The organism is Psychrobacter sp. SZ93C1, from assembly GCF_015864635.1.
Taxonomy (GTDB): domain Bacteria; phylum Pseudomonadota; class Gammaproteobacteria; order Pseudomonadales; family Moraxellaceae; genus Psychrobacter; species Psychrobacter fozii.
Genome location: NZ_JADYWY010000002.1, coordinates 418384 through 438452, shown reverse-complemented (window position 1 = coordinate 438452; position 20069 = coordinate 418384). Strand labels below are relative to the sequence as shown.

Genomic DNA, 20069 nt, shown 5'->3' with positions numbered 1-20069 from the left:
TGACGGTGACACTGTGCACGAGGGTATCGCCCTCGATGGCACTGGCGTCGCCAACTGTGACGGTCGGTTTGTCGCCCTCGTTTACGGTGCCGTCTGTCGCGTCTTCATCGAAGATGGTGGCGCTGTCTGTGGCGGTGCCAATGGCGGCATTGAGCGGATTGCTGATCTCAAGCACCAAACTTTCTGATTGTTCATAAACCAAGTCATCAACTACAGTAAAGGTAATGGCTGGTGCAGACGTGCTGCCCGCTGGGATGGTGACCTGAATACCTTCATCGAGGAATGTCTGAATATCTGTTACATTATCTAAAAATATAACCTTACCATTAATATCGGTATAGCTGATTGATGCAATATCAGCCGCTTCTATTGTGCTATCCGCTAACTTGACATCTACAGTCGTAGGAAATTCGCTTAAGTTGTTCTGAGATACTTCAAATACCAAACCATTACTAACACCTTCAATGGCTTCCGCTTTAGTCGCTGCGATATCAACCACTGGTTTGTCGCCACCCAAAGCTGGATTATTAGGATCCACAGGTGTACTGCCGTCAGTAGTGCCATCATCATAGATGGTCGTACTTACGGTGTCATTGTCAGTACTAATAGTTGCTGTTCCTGATGTGACTGCAACGACCTTAACGGTAAAATCCTCTGGACCTTCAAACACATTATCATCAGTGATCGGTACAGTGACATCCACTGAGGTTTGTCCTGCTGGGATAGTGATATCTTGTGTTACAGGCGTTGTATAATCAGCTGACCCTTCAGTACTGCCATCACTAATAACAACAGTAACGATCGTATCTTCAGTGCTCGGATTGCTTAAGCTAACGGTATAAGTCGCTTCATTTGCACCGCCATCAGCAGCAGTTTCACTCAAGGTTTTAGTACCACTAATGCTCACAACTGGAGTGTCATCACCTACCGATAGATCAGTAGGATCAACTGGTGTGCTACCGTCAGTAGTACCATTATCATAAATGGTAGTTGTAACACTATTACTATCTGGTCCAACAGAGGCTGTACCGGATATGACTTCAGTTACCGTAACTATAAAGTCTTCTGGGCCTTCAAACAAATTGTCATCCGTGATCGGTACAGTGACATTCACTGACGTTTGACCTGCTGGGATAGTGACTGTTTGAGTTATAGGTGCTGTATAGTCTTCACTACCTTCGGTGCTACCGCCACCAATCGTAACAGTGACCACAGTGTCTTCATTGCTTGGTTTGCTAAGATTAATCGTATAGGTTGCTTCATTCGAGCTGCCATCAACAGTCGTTTCGCTCAAGCTCTCGGTGCCTGTGATACTAACTATTAATGGATAGTCTGCGGTGATGGTCGCTTGATTCGACTGCAAGCCATTGGTGTCAGATACTACATAGTCAACTGGTGTTGGATCAGTGATAAACCCCGACTCTGGTGTAAAGCTAACCTCTCCTGTCGTGGGGTCAACTTGCCAAGTACCTTCACCATTTATCACTAAGCTGGTGACTTCATTACCTGTAACAGGATCGATTAATTTGACGATCGTTGGATCTAAGTCATTTTCAGGATCACTATCATTTGCCACGACATCGATAGTGATTGGCTGACCTGTTTCACCCAATACAGTGTCATCTTCAGCAATAGGAGCAGTTTGTGGATAGTCAATAACGATGGTCGCTTGGTTCGACTGCAAGCCATTGGTGTCAGATACTACGTAGTCAATTGGTGTTGGATCAGCGGTAGAACCTGACTCTGGTGTAAAGCTAATCTCTCCTGTCATAGGATCAACTTGCCAAGTACCTTCACCATTTATCACTAAGCTAGTGACTTCATTACCTGTAACAGGATCGATTAATTTGACGGTCGTTGGGTCTAAATCATTTTCAGGATCACTATCATTTGCCACGATATCGATGGTGATTGGTTGACCTGTTTCACCCAAGACAGTGTCATCTTCAGCAATAGGAGCATTATCATTATTGTTATTATCATTATCATCACTAGCGAGACCAGCAATCAAACCAACCAGTCCCAATCCAGCCGCGGCAGGTATCCACCAAGGTATGGCCGCTGCAATATACTCTTCACCGCCAAGCGCCTGTCCTTCTACGTCACCGACTTCTAGTTGAGTCACATAATCGTAGGTTTCGCCAGTATCAGGAATGTAGTAATAGTACTCGCCATCTTCAGCAACACCGACTAAAGCACTGTCTGGATTATCGTAGAAGCCTTCTATAATCAGATCGCTGTCTACCCCTTCTTCTTCGAATGAGACATGCAAGTCGTTTTTTAGGCGCTTAGTAATAATATGGTTAGGAGCATGGCCAATAGCTGTGTCAAAAAACTCATAGTTGACGTTGTCGGTGGCAGTAATAACTGTTGGTATACCATCTTTAGTAATAACAGGTACTTGGCTGATAGTTTGAGCGGCGTCATTAATTTTAATAATAATAGTATTCATTTTTTTACCTTTAATTTTAAATATTTCAGCTAAATTGTTTTTATATCAGGCAACTTCAGTTACCAAAGGACAATAAAATTATCAATGACGCACACTTTCTTCTACGACAGCGACCACACGGCGGTTGAGCTGACGGCCCTCTACAGTATCGTTACTAGCTCTTGGCTGTGTCTCTCCATAACCAATAGCACTTAGACGCTCAGCGTCGATGTCAAATTTCGAAATCAAACTCTCTTTGACAGCATTTACTCGGTGCTGTGATAAAACTTGGTTATAGCTATCACTACCGCGACTGTCGGTATGACCCTCAATGGTCGCTATTGTATTTGGGTATTGCGCCATAAAGTCCGCTAGTTCAGCTATTTTTGTATAGTATTCGGGTCGTACGACCGCTTTATCAGTCTCAAACAATACTTCAAGATCAATTGTCACCTTTTCAGCCAATATGGCAGGTTGCTCCACGACTGGTGGCAGCGTTACTGACGGTGTAGTAGCAATTACGGGTGCAGGACAGTTAGGAACGACTCGACTGATTTGATGCGTTTGATAACGCTTATTTTTTAGCAATGGTAATGCGCTATCTGTCGTTATTTGATTTAGCAGACCTTGGCCATTTTCATCCATATCTACATAAAAAAAGTATGTTTGACCACCAGCTAATTGGTAATCTTTCTGCTCCGCCAACAAATCATTATCTTTAAAACCAGTTGCATGAGCACTTAGTTGGTTTGTGCCCACACAAGAATTGACCGCTGTATAATTGCCTGCATGCAAACTGACTTGAAATCTATTATTGATCGCAATATTGGCACTGGTTTGCTCAGGATCATTATCATTTTTGCGCACAAATATCAGTCGAGCTTCATCACTTGCAACTTGTTTCGCTAATACAGCACTGATATCACTGTCAACTTGATTATTCCATACAACATTATCAACACGGCGAGTATCTCCATCATTACCGATACGGCTGTTAGCCGTTGTGGTCGCACAGGCAGTCACCCCCAATAGCGTGGTTACTAGTGCCACTTCAACGATGATTTTTTTGAATACTTTGCCCATGATAATTTCCTGAGTAACCGTTTATTAAGCTAATATTGGTTAAACATATTGAGTTTTTGAATTAATTTCTGTATAAAAGATATATCGCATACTACGAATATAGTCCTTGATAACTTTTTGATAGCCTTTAACTTGGCAGAGTAATCTTCAAATGCTGCAAAAAATTAGGTGTTTGACGGATAACCCAATAGAAATACCATATAAATAACAACCAACTTCTGCTCCATCAGGCTCTATAAAAATTATATAGTTGTAGATATAACCTATATAGTTTATCACTGTCAAAATAATCAAATAAAAAAATGATAAACGGCATATATTTTATGACCAGTTACCATTAAGTATGAATGTCTGCTGTCAATTTCGTAGTCATTAATTTAGAAGAATAGATCCAACAATCTAACGACAAAAATTAAGCTAAATCTATTGTACGCTCTTATCTTTTAAGAGTTTCTAACACCTTATCTCACCACCTTCTTAGCGCTCATCTTACCTTAACATCAATACAAGATAGTCCATCGTCTTATTTTCTTCATTTAATAGCCTTTGTTCTTCTTTAAGGGTTTTTAATTACCCTTTGAACAGTATACTTACTTTAATTTTTCTCATGATCTCATAATTATATCACTCTGTACCGATCGGCTTATCTTGATTCGATTTTTTGCTGGTTAAATAAAACTCACCCGATCATATAGTCGATTCAATTCAAAAGTAGTACAAGGCAACCGAGTGTAGATATATATGTGATACTTCAAGCGAGGTTAACGCAGCAATACCTTTATAGTGGAATGACTATACCTAGCTGTCGAGCGATCGTTAATATATTACATTGTTATCTACTATCTTTTTGACCACTGCTACCTTGGATTTCATACTACCGTTTTACCTATTCTTAACCATCATAAATTCCTATCGATACGATGAAATCAATCGAGCTTGTGTTCTATCATTTTTTTCGCATCATTTGAAACTGGGTAATACATTATTCGGCACTCCCTCTTACGGTCACAAACACATTGACACATATACAGATTGACGTCACAATATTGTAAATATTAATGGTTATCAATAACATCTAAAGTTCATCTGACTTGTCTTGCCTGCCTTCTTCTATTCCACGTATATCTATATATCTTCTGTTGTCTTGATAAGATACCGCCGAATATCATTCATAAAGGTGTGGTAAGTAATGTCAGCAACCCTCAAGTTATAAGCCGCACTGATTGATCTCTACTTATACAAAAATCAGGCTTTGCCTAACAATCTTTTTCTGCCATCACACATACGATTATTATCATAACGAGCCATTATGTCTTCACGCACTACCACTTCTTTGTATCATATGATTTGGGCGCATTATCGCCTGCCTTTTCTCAAAGTTATTCTGCTTAATTTGGTAAATGCGGCTGTCAGTGTGGGCATCATTGCTTATATAAATCATACCTTTATCAGTCAACCTGTCTTTGATACTTTATCATTGCTCAGCTTAGGCTATTTTGCTGCCTTGATTGCACTACTATTAGTCACTACTTTTTTATCACAGTACGCGTTGACACGTCTGGGCCATCAGTTTGTGTACGAGCTCAGAACAAAACTGGTCAAACAAATTATAGATACCAAAGTGCCGCAGATAGATCACTTGGGTAGTGCGCGCTTAATTGCCAGCTTATCTTCAGATATCCAGTCTATTACGACTGCATTTGTACGCATGCCAGAGTTGGTTCAAGGTGTCATTTTATCTGCGGGGGTTGCCCTTTATTTAGGATGGCTGTCATTACCGCTATTGTTTATCATCATGTTTTGGATTGTCATGACAATCTGGATAAGCACCATTTTAGTCAAGCACGTCTATACTCATTTGATAAAACTCAGAGCGATTAATGATTTTTTATACCAAGATTATCAATCTATTATAGAAGGCCGTAAGGAGCTTGCACTCAATCAGTACCGTGCTGAAAAGTTATATTCAGACGACTTTTTGTCTCATGCTAAGTCATACCAAAAAACAGTTATTAAATCTGACACCTTTCACTTATCTGCTGTGAACTGGTCCAATATCATGATGTTTGCCTCGATTGGCGTGGTGTTTGCGGTATCAAATTATCTAAATATACCAATGGGCGTCGCAACCACCTTTTCCTTAACCATTCTATTTATGCAGTCACCCATTCTGCATGCAGTTGGTGCGTATCCAACCCTACAGACTGCCCAAGTGGCACTAGACAAAATACAGTCGCTAGAGCTGGCTGACTACCAAGCAGCATTTATGACTGACCACGTGGCAAAAGACTGGCACTCCATCTCCCTGACTGACGTTGGTTATCGTTACGGCGGTATCAATACACAGACACAAGAGCTAGCTGGTGACGTAAATAATTCTGATGATATCTTGAAGTCGGTCAATCTTACCGTGAGACGTGGCGATGTAGTGTTCTTAATCGGCGCCAATGGTAGCGGCAAGTCTACCCTCGCCAAAATCATCACGGGGATTTTTACCCCTACCACAGGCTCTGTAAACGTAGATCAAGACAACATTGATTCAGAGAATAATGCCGATTATAGACAGCTGTTTTCTGCTATTTTTAGTGATCAGCATCTGTTTAAACAGCTAATTGGCAATCAGGGCAATCAACCTGATGAGGCACTGATATCTGACTGGCTGCAGAAGCTCAATCTACAAGACAAAGTGAGCGTGTCTGATCATCAACTCTCTACAGATAAACTATCTCAAGGTCAACGTAAACGATTGGCCATGCTACTCTCAGTCGCTGAACAAAAAGACATCTTATTGCTTGATGAATGGGCAGCTGACCAAGACCCTGCTTTTCGCCGTGTGTTCTATCAAACGCTAATACCTGAGCTAAAAGCACTGGGCAAAACGCTGTTTATTATCAGTCATGACGACAGCTACTTTGAACACGCTGACCGCTTATTATTGATGAAAGAAGGCCGATTGATTGAATTGAATGCTGAAGAACGACAGCGCGCCAGTACAGATGCAATCGCCATGTTGCAATAAACATGACTCGTTATAAATGAAAACTGTCATGCAAAAAAATGGGGCGACTTATGACAAGTCGCCCCATTATGGTAGAAAGAACCACGCTATCGCTATAGTCGGTGAAATACTGAGCGGCTACGGTGTTACCCATCCTTAGATGTACCACTTGTACAATCTGCAGTCGGCTGCCTTGTACCTATTTTAGAGTTCTTTGACTCTATATATAAATGAAAAGTATCTAGACACTCGAAAACTCATTTACGCCGTTTGCTTACTTTAATAGTTTCTGCAAAAAAGCACTACGAGATATCACTAAGAAGTCCAATAAGGCGATAACAACGATTGCAATAATGGCTGTCGGAAATATAACCGCGACAACCAATAAAGGCAGCGCAAATGGCCACCAGATAACGGGGTTTAAACCACGTGCTGGCGGGTTCAGCCCAGTACTTTCATCGGCATTATTAGGACGGCGTTGCCACCACATGATATAACCGCTCACGCTAATCATAATAACAAACAAGCAAAACAAGACATTGGCCAACACACTCCACCATCCGAGCGTACCCATGTGAATAGCAATACCTGCCGCCATAAACTTACCAAAGGCATTGTAATCATCGAAATGAATATCAGCTAAGACATTACCCGAATAGCGATCGATATGTACCGTGCGATCTGCTGTCGGACTTTTCATATCGTAGCTCATTGAATCTTGGCTAATGGTCCAGACGCCTGTACTGCCTTGTGGCAGGTTCAACTGATAACGCCCTACAAACCCAATTTCACGAGCGTATCGGTCTACCGTATCAATCATGATAGGTATATTGAGTGCGATACCATCCTGACCCATCGTCGTACCTGATACTGGCATCGGCGTTAGCTCAAGTACCCAAGGAACTTCTTTGGTATTGCCCGAGTTTAGAACACTACCATGCGTAGGTACATCAATTTCAGATACATCTGTCGCAGCGGCACCATGGACGTGAGGTGCAGCCATTGACTCATGCATCGCAGTGCTGTGTTGGCTATGATCAATCGACATTGGCATAGGAGCAACGCCCCATTTACCTGCAGGAAACTGACTCCATGCCTGCACAACTCTTTCGCCCCACACGCCTGCCCACGCCATGCCTGAAACGCAAAAAAACAGCAGCAGAATCGATACCCAACTGCCCAATGTCGCATGAATCGTACGGATAAAAGGTCGTTTTTTCTTATTGGTTACCCTCTCGTTAGGTATCAGCATGGCTTTCACTGATTTGCGTTTTTGCCACCAGAGATACCAACCCGTCAAAATCATCAAGATGGTCAACGATGCAGCCGTTTCTAGCAGGTAATCACCGACTCTACCGATGAGCAAATCACTATGAATATTATTAAACGTATCATAAAGACCGCTGCTAGCAGGTGCGCTATTGACGACATCAGCCGTATAAGGGTTCACTGCCACCATATTGGTCTGGCCTTCTGACTGCACCTGAAACAAAGCGACGGTATCTGCGTCACGGGGCGCAATATATTTAATCAGTGTACTCTCAGATAACGTACCGAGCGCATTTTTGGCTTGTATAGACACTGGTGCTTGGACAGTCGACTCTGGAATGGTGATGGTCAAGCGATCATTATCTCGACCTGCGGTGTTCGACATGAACAGCATGCCGAGTGCTGTGACCGCCAAAACAATCAAAAAAGGCGCTACAAACATGCCAGCATAAAAATGCCAACGCCATACCGTAAAATAACGCTGCGTGTTAGGCGACTGACTGCTGTCTCTACTCATAAATATGACCTTTGATAATCTCTGATTGCCCAAGTAACAACATAAATCTATTCGTAACTTAATATCGGCTGCATCATACGAGAAAACCCTCGAAAAAACCACTACCCCTCTAGTCATATCTCAATAATATTAATGTAAAGAAGCCGTACTAAACCATTCAAAACCGCGTCCAATATTTCTAGAATATGTTAATTGTAACTTTTTAATGATAACGATAATCATTAGTGTTATTATTATTTCTGTTATTTGTCTCCCTAAATTTAAATCCAACATATTCAACAAATATTATTGAACAGGAAATATGATGCGGCTTTCTCTAACCTCTGAATCTATCCGAAAAAAACATCTGACCGTAGCAGTACAAATTGGCTTAGTCATGAGCATCAGTCATATCGCTTATGCTGAGTCAGTTGATACTGAGGGCACGCTAAGCAATACCCAGACAGAAAATTCTGAGACAGCGACACCATCAACGACCTTAGATACGATTACTGTCTATGCCGATAGTTACCGCAGTACAGGCACAAAAACCGCATTAGACCCTGATGATGCACCGATGAGCTATACCAGAATCGATCAAGACCTATTGCAAAAACGCCAAGCTGACAGTGTCAACGCTGCCCTACGCTATGAGCCCGGTGTTAGCTCTGAGAGTCGCGGCACGGTATCTATCTTTGATGAGTACAGAGTCCGTGGCTTTAAGACCTTATCGAATTTTTATGATGGACTGAGACTACCTTACGATGGTGCTTGGAACCTCATGCCGCAAGTAGACATCTATGCAACCGAAGCCGTAGAAGTCGTCAAAGGACCCGCATCCTCACTTTATGGTTATACGGCACCCGGTGGTATGGTCAATCAAATAGCCAAAACGCCCAAAAGTACCCAAGAGACTGAGGTACAGCTACGACTAGGCAATCAAAACCTAAAAGAAGTGGCAGTTGATACAACAGGGGCGCTTACAGACAGCTTGAACTATCGTTTTGTGGCATTAAAACGCAAAAAAGACGGCCAGATGCAGACCACAGAAGAAGAGCGCACCCTACTCAATCCATCGCTTGAATGGCAAGCGACAGACAATGTATCCGTACTTGCTAATTTATTTTATCAAGATGATCCAGACATGGTGCCCTCTACCCCACTCCCTGCGGTTGGCACGGTCTACAATGCCAGCTATGGCAAACTAGACAGCGATGCCTATGCGGGTGACGACTGGAATAAATTCAGCAAAGAAGTATTCATGCCAAGTGTCACCGTAAACTGGGACATCAATGACCAGCTAACCTTTAAGCACATACTGCGCTATACCGATGCCGAAGCAGAGCAACGCAATATGTATAATAGTGGAGGGTTTGTCAGCGGTAGTGATACGATATTGAACCGTGTGGCTTACACCACCGATGAAACCATGAAAAACTGGACCACAGACAACCAGTTGGCTTATCAATTCGATACGGCCAATACCTCGCACAATTTATTATTTGGTGTCGAGTATCAAGAGACCGATAGCACTGCCGCGTACTATGATGCTGGCGCGGATGGTACGCCAAACCTTGACTTGTCTAACCCTGATTTCTCTCAAATCAATACCGACACGCTGCCATTAGATGTCTACAGTCAATATGAAGACATCGAACAGAGCCAGCTTGGTTTTTATGTGCAAGATGAGATGAAATGGCAAGACTGGACAGTGGTTGCAGGCTTACGACATGATAAATTTAAGAGCATCACCGATCAAACCAAAGCCTCTGCAGGTGTGATGTATAGCGACAAAACCATTAATAATGATGCATCAGAAACCAGTGGTCGTCTGGCTGCTATTTATGATTTCGATAATGGGCTATCACCTTATGCGAGCTACTCACAATCATTCCAGCCAGTCGTTGGTAGTAACTTCGTGACCGACGAGCCTTTTGAACCTACGACGGCTGATCAACTAGAAGCCGGTGTTAAATATCTCTCGGCAGATGGCGGCACCAAAGGAACATTGGCAGTATTCGATATTAAACAACAGAATGTTGTGGTGTCAGATTACGTCAACTATAGAAGTCAAACCCAAACGGGTGAGATTGCGTCTAAAGGATTTGAAGTATCCGGCAGTCATATGCTCAATGACTGGGTGGATGTCGCGGCCAGTTATAGCTATACCGATGCAGAGATTACAGAAGATGAGTTCAACCCTGATGTGGTCGGTAACACGCCAGCGCAAACAGCGAAACACAAAGCCACGCTATGGACAGACTATTACGCCACAGATAAGCTGACGCTCAATGCAGGTATTCGCTATGAAGGTGGCATGCAGATCGATAAACAAAATTCAGATGAGTTGCCAAGCGTGACGTTGGTAGATATCGGTGGCAATTACGAAATCAATCCTATGCTCACTGTCGGTGCCAGTATCAACAACCTCTTTGATAAGACCTACGTCGGTTCTTGTTATGACATCAATAACTGCTGGATGGGACCAGAGCGCCAAATGACAGTCAGTCTAAAGGCCAATTTCTAATCATAAAAAACTGGCTATTGTCATAATAGCCAGTTTTTATCGAATGATAGATGAGAGTATAAGGTGCATATTTATAACACCAAGGTAGAACATAAGGCAGAAAATTCAGGTGGCTTGGTCAGTTGCCAATTATAGACCAACCACTTGTATTAGATGTCCCGTCTTAACATATACCGTCACACCCTCTGACCCTGCCTTTATTTGCGACTGCTCCCCTACTGGTAAACGTATCCAACTATCTCGTTGATGCACCTTATCACCGTCTACTAGGCTGCCCTCTACAACCAGTAACTCTAAACCGCCTGTACCTACACCATTAATGATATCTTCGTTGAATAATGCGACACCTGCTGTGAGACGTTGCAAACTCACCTGCTCACCATCATCAGAAAAAAGCGCACAGACATCACGATTGCCTTGGCGCTTCCAATTGGCATCATCATGAGTATCGATAGCGACATAGCGGTCTTCATCAGATAGCATCTGTCTGAGCTTAACGAAGATCACTGCACCTTCGTCACTATAAGGGGTATGACCTGATGACGGTGGATTACGCAAATACCAACCTGCGGGATAATGCTTATCATCTGCAGAAAACGTACCTGACAATACCAAAATCTCTTCACCACCTGGATGCATATGATGCGGAAAATAAGAGTTAGGCGCATAGCGTACCAGACTGGTGGCTCGGGCTTTCTCTTCGCCAACACGATCTAGCATGACACGTTCTACACCACTCTGCGGTGAGTTTACCCACCGTTGCTCTTCAACTGCAAGCGCCGCACGACTAGAAAAATCTGCATTAATAAGCATAGCATTATGTCCAAAAATAGTAGGGTGTAACTCAATACTCTCTTATAAAGTATCTGGCATCATTTATTGAGCCTCATTCATAATTATCAATCATTTTTTAAGAATCATTAGAGGTAGATAATAACTACACCACTTTTATCAGACGCCCCGACCTTTAGTGCACTTATCGCACTAAAATAACTGGCGACAATGTACTGGCAATAATCTCTGTCGTCGTACTACCGAGAAACAGTTGCTGCAATTTAGAATGACCATAAGCACCCACCACCATGATATCGATGTTATTTTCCGTTTGAAAAGCCAACAAACCATTGACCGCATCCGCCGCTGATAAATGATGAGCCGCCACAATAAACCCAGCTGCTTCTAATTGTGCTGCGGCGGCACTTAAGCTTTGCTTAGCGGCATCATTGTGGCTTCCTATCATGACGATATGACCTTGCAGTCCTTTTAGCACTGGGCTTCTTGCAACCATCCATGCTGCTTTGATAGCGGTTTTGCTACCATCAAAAGCGATCATGTATGAGCTTGGCGCTTTGAATGTCTCCGAGCAAATCAAGATAGGAACATCGGATGCACGGGCGACTGTTTCGATTTGACTACCGATATTAATACGACTATTTTTGTGATCTTCTCCGCGTCGACCCATGACAATGGCACGATTTTCTGTTTTAAAATGCTCAATGGCAGGTAGCAGCTTGCCGCGACGTTGATAGATGCGGATAGCGACATCTTCAAAATCACTTTGAATGTGGCTTTTTGCATCTTGGACCAAAGCATTGCTATAGCTGTTGACGACCTTCGCTCTTTGCTCATCCATCTGGGTCAATTCTTCTAACAAAAACTGGCGGCTGTTCACCCCTATCGCGCCCGACAAATCACGTCTGGTCGATGCAGGAACCTCACTGACATGCAACAAACCAACAGGTAAATTCAACTTACTGGCATACCATGCTGCATAGTCACAAACTGATTCAGTCACTGCCGAACCATCAATACAAGCTAAAACGTGCTGTGATGTTGTCATAATATGTCCTTAATTTTAATTATTTAGGGCGTGTCCTCATTTTAAAAATGGTGATAAAAATGAGATAAATTGCCGTCAAACAAGGAAAATAGCGCAGATAATATCGAGATATTAGTCAGCTATTTGACGCCGTTTGGCAAGATTTAGCCATTTTTATCCCATTTAGATGACTATCGATTGAATTGAGGATACGCCCTAGTTCCATATAGCGTCCAATGCTCATCCCAAATACTCTGGAAAAACCCTCTCCATTACTTCGATGATAACCAATTTGACTGACTTCATCCAGTGATGTATGCCTGCCTCTACAATAATATTCACTCTGTTGTCTTTAGCGTTGCGCAAGATTTAAAAATGCATGGCTTTACCGCATCAACAAAGTCTTGTCATCGTCTAACAACATGCCCTAACAAATTTTGCTACAATGTATTTTTTAGCATTTGTGATTTAAATATCGTTATTTAGGTGATGGAACTATGGCAAAAAATGCCCTACAGGCTCAACTACTCAAAGCGGGATTGGTAGATAGCAAAAAAGCCAATAAAATCAGCAAGCAAAATCAGCATGCCAAACGTACTGGTGACTCAGAAAGTCTAGAAGCGAAAAAAGCATTGGCAGATGCGCAAGCGAAAAAACTAGAGAAAGATCAGCATCTCAATCAAGAAAAACAACGCGCTTTAGAAGAAAAGGCCCTCAAGGCCAATATCATCCAAATGATTAAGCAGCATCAAATCACTGATATCAGTGGTGATATCAGCTATCAGTTTGTTGACGGCTCTAAAGTCAAAAAAATCTCTATTACCCAAAAACTATATGACCAAATCGTCGCTGGTCATGTCGTCATTGCGCGATTAGAAGAAGGCTATGCACTGCTTCCCCGCCCATTAGCAGATCGTATAGATTCAAAAATGGAAGGCTTTATGGTTGTATCAAACGATACATCAGAAGATGTGTTGGCAGAAGATGACCCTTACGCCGCTTATGTCATTCCAGATGATTTAATGTGGTAAACAGTCAGTATTTATAATACTTGCTTTGTTAACTTAGACACCCTTTGTAGAGTACTTACTTCTACAAAGGGTTTTTTTATTGTATAGAAAACAATCACCTTTAAGCTAGCGTTACAGGTTTTATTGAAAAAGGTAACAAATCGCCATAACCTTGCCATACGTGGCGATGCGAACTTGAACAACCATTCAATAGCAACTACAATGCGATTTCTTGACCTATTTAGCGATAAGGTTTGCTCGAAATTGAGCAATCACTCAAGAATTGAACACATTTTGACTTTTACCAATCATATAACAAAAGCCAATATCGGCACCCTAATCAAGAAGTTTTGAAAAGGCTTTCAAAATTTCTCAAAAAGAGATTTCTCATGCCAAAACATCTGCCACTTTCACTCTTATTGCTTCGACTTGGTATCTTCACGGTCTTTTTATTTTGGACGCTTGATAAATTTATCAATCCTGACCATGCCGCAGGCGTTATGTCTAAGTTTTATGGAATGGAAAATATGGGTGATTCCATATTCTATGTTATGGGCGCTGTTCAGTTGATACTCATCATACTGTTTGTCGTCGGGTTATTTAAAACCTGGACCTATGGTATTTTGCTGCTGGCTCATGCAGGCTCAACTTTTTCGACCTTTGCTTTATATCTAGAACCATTTGATAACCTGTTGTTTTTTGCCGCATGGCCAATGCTGGCAGCATGTATCGCTCTCTTCTTGATGAGAGACTGGGATACGTTGACACTGGGCAAACGAACCGTGGGCAAAACCGTTCCTTTGACATAGATATAAACAGAGTCTATCGTTTGACTATGGTCAAATCTAAATAAATTCAGTACCAGCAATCCAAGCGTAGACCGTACAGGTGGTACGTCAAATGCAGGTGTTGCCGTAGCAAAGCTATAGAGGTTAATTGGTGCAATAATATAAATGCTAGCTAAAATGGCTTAAGCTATATATTATTTAAACTAACAACTTAGCTGTTTTATTGCAGGTAAACGAATAGATTATTCAACAATTCAATGTAATTGCCACCATCACTAAAACAGCAAAAGTTTTTTGATCATAGTTTTAATTATAGAAAGATGACTATGAATGAAACCTTTGCTTTACTATCAGGCCGAATCTTTCATGATTAAGAGAATATTTCTAATACTGTTAATAGTGCTATTAGCAGTGGGGTTTTTCTACTTTGACCTCAACCATCTGTTGACGCTTGAGGGCTTAAAAGGCTCGATGGCGCAATTCAACGACTATAAAGCAGAGTCACCGTTACTTATTATCGGTGGGTTCTTTTTACTGTACGTCGTAGTTACGGCCCTCTCGCTACCTGGCGCTGCCATATTAACATTGGCATCCGGCGCTTTATTTGGTCTGTTTCAGGGCTTAATCATTGCCTCATTTGCCTCAAGTATTGGCGCGACACTTTCGTTTTTAGCATCACGTTATTTATTACGCGATACCATTAAACAGCGCTTTCCTGAACGCCTTGCCGCTATCGATGCTGGCGTCGAAAAAGAAGGTGGCTTTTACTTATTCACATTACGTTTAGTCCCTGTATTTCCCTTCTTTTTAATCAACTTACTCATGGGTGTGACTGCCATTAAGTCATGGACCTACTACTGGGTAAGCCAAGTAGGTATGTTGGCAGGTACTTTTGTATTCGTTAATGCGGGTACGCAACTTGCGCAAATAGAAAGCTTGTCAGGTATTTTATCGCTCAATTTAATTTTATCGTTCGCTTTATTGGGCATATTCCCGCTTATTGCTAAAGGAATCTTAAACGTGTTTAAAAAACGCCGTGTCTATAAAAACTACTCAAAGCCCAAACAGTTCGACCGCAACATGATTGTTATTGGTGCGGGTGCTGGCGGCTTGGTAACGAGCTATATTGCTGCTGCTGTTAAAGCAAAAGTAACGTTAATCGAAGCAGGTGAAATGGGCGGTGATTGCTTAAACTACGGTTGTGTCCCAAGTAAAGCCGTGATTAAAAGTGCAAAAATCGCAGATCAAATTCGCCACGGTGAAAACTACGGCCTTGAAAATGCATCTCCACAGTTCTCGTTCAAAAAAGTCATGGCACGTGTACATGATGTCGTGGCTGAGATTGCGCCGCATGACAGTGTTGAGCGTTATACCGATTTGGGCGTCGATGTGGTAAAAGGCTATGCCAAGCTTATCGATCCATGGACGGTAGAAATCGCCCTAAATGATGGTGGCACACAAACACTAACTGCGCGTACTATCGTTATTGCGACTGGTGCACGTCCATTTGTACCGCCATTACCTGGTATTGAAGAAACGGGCTACGTGACCAGTGATACCATATGGAATAAGTTTGCAGAACTAGACGAAGCGCCTAAAAAGCTGGTCGTACTAGGCGGTGGTCCTATCGGTAGTGAATTGGCGCAGAGTTTTGCACGCTTGGGCTCAAACGTGACTCAAATTGAGATGAGTGAGCGCATCATGATCAAAGAAGATCTTGAAGTGTCTACCTTTGCACACCAAGCGCTGGTTGAAAGCGGTGTAAACATTTTGACCTCACATCAAGCTCTACGCTGTGAAGCTCGTGATGGCAAAAAGTACATTGTCGTTAAACACAATGATACTGAAATCGATATAGAATACGATGAGCTATTATGTGCCGTTGGTCGAAGTGCTCGCCTTACTGGTTATGGCCTTGAAGATTTGGGTGTCGAAACCAACCGTACTATCGTCACTAACGAATACTTAGAAACGCTGTATCCTAATATCTTTGCCGCAGGTGATATTGTAGGTCCATATCAGTTTACTCATGTCGCAGCTCATCAGGGTTGGTACGCCGCAGTGAACGGTTTATTTGGCAATCTGAAAAAGTTCAAAGTAGATTACCGTGTGATTCCGTGGACCACGTTTATCGATCCAGAAGTCGCTCGTGTGGGCTTAAATGAACAAGATGCGATAGACAAAGGTATTGAGTACGAGATTACCCGCTTTGAGTTTAAAGAGCTGGACCGTGCCATTACTGACAGCGCCGCTAAAGGATTTATCAAAGTCATTACCCCTAAAGGGAAAGATAAAATACTTGGTGTGACTATCGTATCTGAACATGCCGGCGACTTGATTGCTGAATTTGTATTGGCGATGAAACATGGCTTGGGACTGAACAAAATACTTGGTACTATTCACAGCTACCCAACTTGGGCGGAAGGCAACAAGTATGTGGCCGGAGAATGGAAACGTGACCATGCCCCTCAGCGCGTATTAAGCTGGCTAGAAAAATACCATACTTGGCGTCGAGGTTAGCCCATCAATGCACGTTCTTAAATCCTTGCCAGCATTAAAAAACGTCATGCGCTATAGCTCTTATGCTATGGTGCTAAGCGTTTGTATCGGTATCTCTGCAAGCACTGCCTCCCCTAATATAGGCAGCAATGATGGCAAGGAATCACCTTGGCAGCAGGTTGAATCTCAAGGTAAAAATCAAGACGTTTATTTCTACGCGTGGGGCGGCGACCCTCAGATCAATGCCTATTTACAGTGGGCAGCCAAGCAAGTTAATGAGAAATACAACATCAACTTGGTCCATGTCAAATTAACAGATACCAGCGAAGCCGTCAGCCGAGTATTGGCAGAAAAATCAGCCAATAACAATGACCAAGGTAGCGTGGATTTGATTTGGATTAATGGCGCAAACTTCGCCACCATGAGTGAGAATTCACTATTGCTCAAACAGTGGGCAAACAAGCTGCCTAATTTTGCCCTCACTGACCCTGATAACAACCCCGCTGTTACCTTTGATTTTGGTGTACCTACCAATGGTATGGAAGCACCATGGGGACAAGCATCACTGACTTTTTATTACGACAATCTATCCGTCAAAAAGCCACCCACTACCTTAAAAGAACTAACGACTTGGACAAAACAAAATCCCGGTCGCTTTAGCTATCCAAAACCACCTGACTTTTTAGGCATGAGCTTTTTGAAATACGCCTTGGTCATGCTGCATGAGCAACACGATGCCGATACTGGCGAGAATACCAGCGCTCAGCTCAATATGCCTGTCACTGAACAGAATAAAGCGATTGTCCTCGACCCACTATGGGAATTCTTGGATGACTTACATCCGACGCTTTGGCGCAAGGGTGAGCAGTTTGTACAAACGGGTGCGCAAATGCGTCGGTTGGTTGATGATACCGAGCTCAGTTTAGCGTTTAGCTTTTCAGCCCCTGAAGTTCCAGCAGCCGTGCAGCGTTATGACTTACCTGAAAGTATTCGTAGCTATGCGATGAGCGATGGTAGCTTGAGTAATACTCACTTTGTCGCCATTCCTTACAATGCCAGCCACCCGCAAGCGGCACAGCTTGTCGCTAACTTTTTGATGAGTCCAGAGGCACAAGCCAAAAAGCAAACGCCTTCTGTATGGGGTGACAAAACCGTACTCATCCAGTCTACCCTCACCTCTGAGCAGCAAGCCTTGTTTAAAACCAACAAACCCCATCCTAGCGCATTGCCGTTTGATAGTATTAAACGCACAGTGAGTGAGCCGCACCCAAGTTGGGTTGAGGCGATTATGGAAGGCTGGCAAGCACGCTACGGGGTTCGCCCATGAATAAAGATTTGAATGACAAGGCCACTCAAGGTACTGTCAATAAAAGCGATATCAATAAAGGCAGCGTCAATAACTGTACGGCAATTGCCACTCCTTATAAAAAAGACCTATTTACGCGTATTGCTATATCTAGTCCAAAGCTTTTATTGCTGATACTGCTGCTACCGGTACTTGGTGGACTGATTAGTGTGCTGTTGCCTGCGTTTAGTTGGGTGCCCGCACTTGACCAGACGACCATCAGTCTACAAGGGTTTAAAGATCTTTGGATGACGCCAGGTCTGACCCAAATGGCTGCGCTGAGCTTGGCAACTGGACTCATCAGTACTCTGCTCGCTTTTGTCATGACACTCATGATACTGGCAGCATTTTTCAATAGTGTTTGGCTCACGCGTATCGAGCATTTGCTAAGCCCCATTTTAGTGATTCCTCATGCCGCAGCGGCGATTGCCGTTGGTTTTCTCATTGCGCCTTCTGGTATGTTTTCACGATTGATATCGCCGTGGTTAAGCGGTTGGGAAATGTCACCAGAAGGGATATTTCCTCATGATCCCTACGGCATCAGTATCATTCTGGGCTTAACGTTAAAAGAACTGCCTTTTTTATTACTCATCGCATTGGGTGCTTTGGCACAACCAGAGCTTGGTAAAAAACTGCGTCAACAATATAAAGTCGCAGTAAATCTGGGTTATTACCCTATTGCCGCCTTTTTTAAATCGGTCTTTCCTCTGCTATATCCATTGTTGCGTTTGCCTATTTTGGCGGTGCTTGCCTATGCCAGTGCCAGCGTAGAGATGCCGTTGATATTGGGCCCGAACACACCGCCCACACTTGCGGTCACTATCATGCAGTGGTTCAATGATGTGGATCTAAATTTACGTATAAAAGCGTCAGCAGGGGCATTATTACAGTTGGCATTGACAGGTGGCTTAATCGCTTTATGGCTTGGCGGTGAGCAAATAGTAAAAATACTATTCTGTGGCTCACTAACCAATGGTAAACGCAATTATGGAGATGCTGTCTGTCAAAGAATCACTGCCACTATGACCACCGTGGTCATTGGTTTTATGTTCATGTCACTCATTGGTCTTGCCATGTGGTCAGTGGCTGGGTTTTGGCGTTTCCCAGACGCTTTGCCAGAACAGTTTGTATTGCTACATTTCCAAAGCGCCTTTATGCAAATGGGTACGCCACTCTTTAATACCATTGCTATCGGCCTAGTGAGCACCTTATTTGCTATTGTGCTCACATTATTATGTTTAGAAGCCGAGCAATTAAGTGCAAAGCGACTTTCAAACTTTACTAGCTTAATCATTTACTTGCCGCTGCTAGTGCCTAGCATCGCTTTCTTGTTTGGCTTGGTTTGGCTACAGCAATTGATCAATAACCAAGCGGCGTTTTTTAATGTGGCATTTACGCATTTGTTATTTGTACTGCCGTATGTGTTTTTATCGCTGGCGAGCAGCTATCGACGCTTAGACCCACGTTTTGCGAATGTGGCAGCAAGCTTAGGTTCGACACCCATAAAAGTGTTTTTTCAGGTCAAATTACCACAACTGTTTACGCCTATTTTGATTGCCGTGGCACTGGGCTTAGCGATTAGCTTCGGCCAATATTTGCCGACGTTATTGGCAGGCGGCGGACGTATTGCAACCATCACTACAGAAGCCGTGACACTCGCGAATGGGGCAAGTAGACGCACTAGTGCGGTCTATGCCATCATCCAAATGGCACTACCGCTGATTGGTTTTATACTGGCAAGTCTGCTCCCTAAATATATTTTTAGAAGTGGCAAAAACAACACTCATTAACACGCCCTACATAA

The 20069-nt window shown here is 42.9% G+C and carries 12 protein-coding genes; 7 read left to right on the top strand and 5 right to left on the bottom strand.

Annotation, left to right across the window (positions count from 1 at the left end; genetic code table 11):
• Together I6E83_RS04700 and I6E83_RS04695 are read right to left on the bottom strand one after the other, a co-directional pair.
• Positions 1 to 2452: Ig-like domain-containing protein (locus tag I6E83_RS04700; RefSeq protein ID WP_227680806.1), on the bottom strand; the 2452-nt coding region annotated here is incomplete at its 3' end.
• Between the two features lie 81 nt (positions 2453 to 2533).
• A complete protein-coding gene (locus I6E83_RS04695; protein ID WP_197100161.1) occupies positions 2534 to 3514 on the bottom strand; it encodes an OmpA family protein in 981 nt (326 codons plus the stop codon).
• Between the two features lie 1309 nt (positions 3515 to 4823).
• Here I6E83_RS04695 and I6E83_RS04690 point away from each other — a divergent pair.
• Positions 4824 to 6533 carry a multidrug ABC transporter permease/ATP-binding protein gene (locus tag I6E83_RS04690; RefSeq protein ID WP_197100160.1) on the top strand — a complete coding sequence of 570 codons (1710 nt, stop codon included), beginning with the start codon at positions 4824 to 4826 and terminating at the stop codon, positions 6531 to 6533.
• Positions 6534 to 6786: 253 nt separating this feature from the next.
• Here I6E83_RS04690 and I6E83_RS04685 read toward each other — a convergent pair whose 3' ends face one another.
• Entirely contained in the window at positions 6787 to 8298 is a 1512-nt protein-coding gene (locus I6E83_RS04685; RefSeq protein WP_197100159.1) for a PepSY-associated TM helix domain-containing protein, read from the bottom strand.
• A 304-nt stretch (positions 8299 to 8602) separates the two neighbouring features.
• Between I6E83_RS04685 and I6E83_RS04680 the strand changes: the two genes are divergently transcribed.
• On the top strand, positions 8603 to 10804 hold the full coding sequence (locus tag I6E83_RS04680) for a TonB-dependent siderophore receptor (RefSeq protein ID WP_197100158.1): 2202 nt from the start codon (positions 8603 to 8605) through the stop codon (positions 10802 to 10804).
• A gap of 129 nt (positions 10805 to 10933) precedes the next feature.
• Here the strand turns inward: I6E83_RS04680 and I6E83_RS04675 are convergent, their stop codons facing one another.
• Both I6E83_RS04675 and I6E83_RS04670 read right to left on the bottom strand, forming a co-directional pair.
• On the bottom strand, positions 10934 to 11617 hold the full coding sequence (locus I6E83_RS04675) for a cupin domain-containing protein (protein ID WP_197100157.1): 684 nt from the start codon (positions 11615 to 11617) through the stop codon (positions 10934 to 10936).
• A gap of 163 nt (positions 11618 to 11780) precedes the next feature.
• On the bottom strand, positions 11781 to 12644 hold the full coding sequence (locus I6E83_RS04670) for a universal stress protein (RefSeq protein WP_197100156.1): 864 nt from the start codon (positions 12642 to 12644) through the stop codon (positions 11781 to 11783).
• A 476-nt stretch (positions 12645 to 13120) separates the two neighbouring features.
• Between I6E83_RS04670 and I6E83_RS04665 the strand changes: the two genes are divergently transcribed.
• The 5 genes from I6E83_RS04665 (at position 13121) to I6E83_RS04645 (ending at position 20055) form a co-directional block, all read left to right on the top strand.
• Positions 13121 to 13654 (top strand): DUF2058 domain-containing protein, encoded by a 534-nt coding sequence (locus I6E83_RS04665; protein ID WP_197100155.1) that lies wholly within the window; start codon positions 13121 to 13123, stop codon positions 13652 to 13654.
• A 368-nt stretch (positions 13655 to 14022) separates the two neighbouring features.
• Complete coding sequence (locus I6E83_RS04660; protein WP_110922835.1) at positions 14023 to 14442, top strand: hypothetical protein; 420 nt, start codon at positions 14023 to 14025, stop codon at positions 14440 to 14442.
• A 309-nt stretch (positions 14443 to 14751) separates the two neighbouring features.
• On the top strand, positions 14752 to 16941 hold the full coding sequence (locus tag I6E83_RS04655; protein WP_265091199.1) for an FAD-dependent oxidoreductase: 2190 nt from the start codon (positions 14752 to 14754) through the stop codon (positions 16939 to 16941).
• 7 nt (positions 16942 to 16948) lie between these two features.
• A complete protein-coding gene (locus I6E83_RS04650) occupies positions 16949 to 18247 on the top strand; it encodes an ABC transporter substrate-binding protein (RefSeq protein WP_197100154.1) in 1299 nt (432 codons plus the stop codon).
• Positions 18244 to 20055 (top strand): ABC transporter permease, encoded by a 1812-nt coding sequence (locus I6E83_RS04645; RefSeq protein ID WP_197100153.1) that lies wholly within the window; start codon positions 18244 to 18246, stop codon positions 20053 to 20055. Before I6E83_RS04650 ends, I6E83_RS04645 begins: the two co-directional genes overlap by 4 nt.
• The last annotated feature ends 14 nt before the right edge of the window (positions 20056 to 20069 follow it).

Coding starts and splice junctions, on each gene's coding strand:
- I6E83_RS04685 (WP_197100159.1), bottom strand. CDS start 8,298: ATGAGTAGAGACAGCAGTCAGTCGCCTAACACGCAGCGTTATTTTACG.
- I6E83_RS04665 (WP_197100155.1), top strand. CDS start 13,121: ATGGCAAAAAATGCCCTACAGGCTCAACTACTCAAAGCGGGATTGGTA.
- I6E83_RS04650 (WP_197100154.1), top strand. CDS start 16,949: ATGCACGTTCTTAAATCCTTGCCAGCATTAAAAAACGTCATGCGCTAT.
- I6E83_RS04695 (WP_197100161.1), bottom strand. CDS start 3,514: ATGGGCAAAGTATTCAAAAAAATCATCGTTGAAGTGGCACTAGTAACC.
- I6E83_RS04655 (WP_265091199.1), top strand. CDS start 14,752: ATGAAACCTTTGCTTTACTATCAGGCCGAATCTTTCATGATTAAGAGA.
- I6E83_RS04670 (WP_197100156.1), bottom strand. CDS start 12,644: ATGACAACATCACAGCACGTTTTAGCTTGTATTGATGGTTCGGCAGTG.
- I6E83_RS04690 (WP_197100160.1), top strand. CDS start 4,824: ATGTCTTCACGCACTACCACTTCTTTGTATCATATGATTTGGGCGCAT.
- I6E83_RS04675 (WP_197100157.1), bottom strand. CDS start 11,617: ATGCTTATTAATGCAGATTTTTCTAGTCGTGCGGCGCTTGCAGTTGAA.
- I6E83_RS04645 (WP_197100153.1), top strand. CDS start 18,244: ATGAATAAAGATTTGAATGACAAGGCCACTCAAGGTACTGTCAATAAA.
- I6E83_RS04680 (WP_197100158.1), top strand. CDS start 8,603: ATGCGGCTTTCTCTAACCTCTGAATCTATCCGAAAAAAACATCTGACC.
- I6E83_RS04660 (WP_110922835.1), top strand. CDS start 14,023: ATGCCAAAACATCTGCCACTTTCACTCTTATTGCTTCGACTTGGTATC.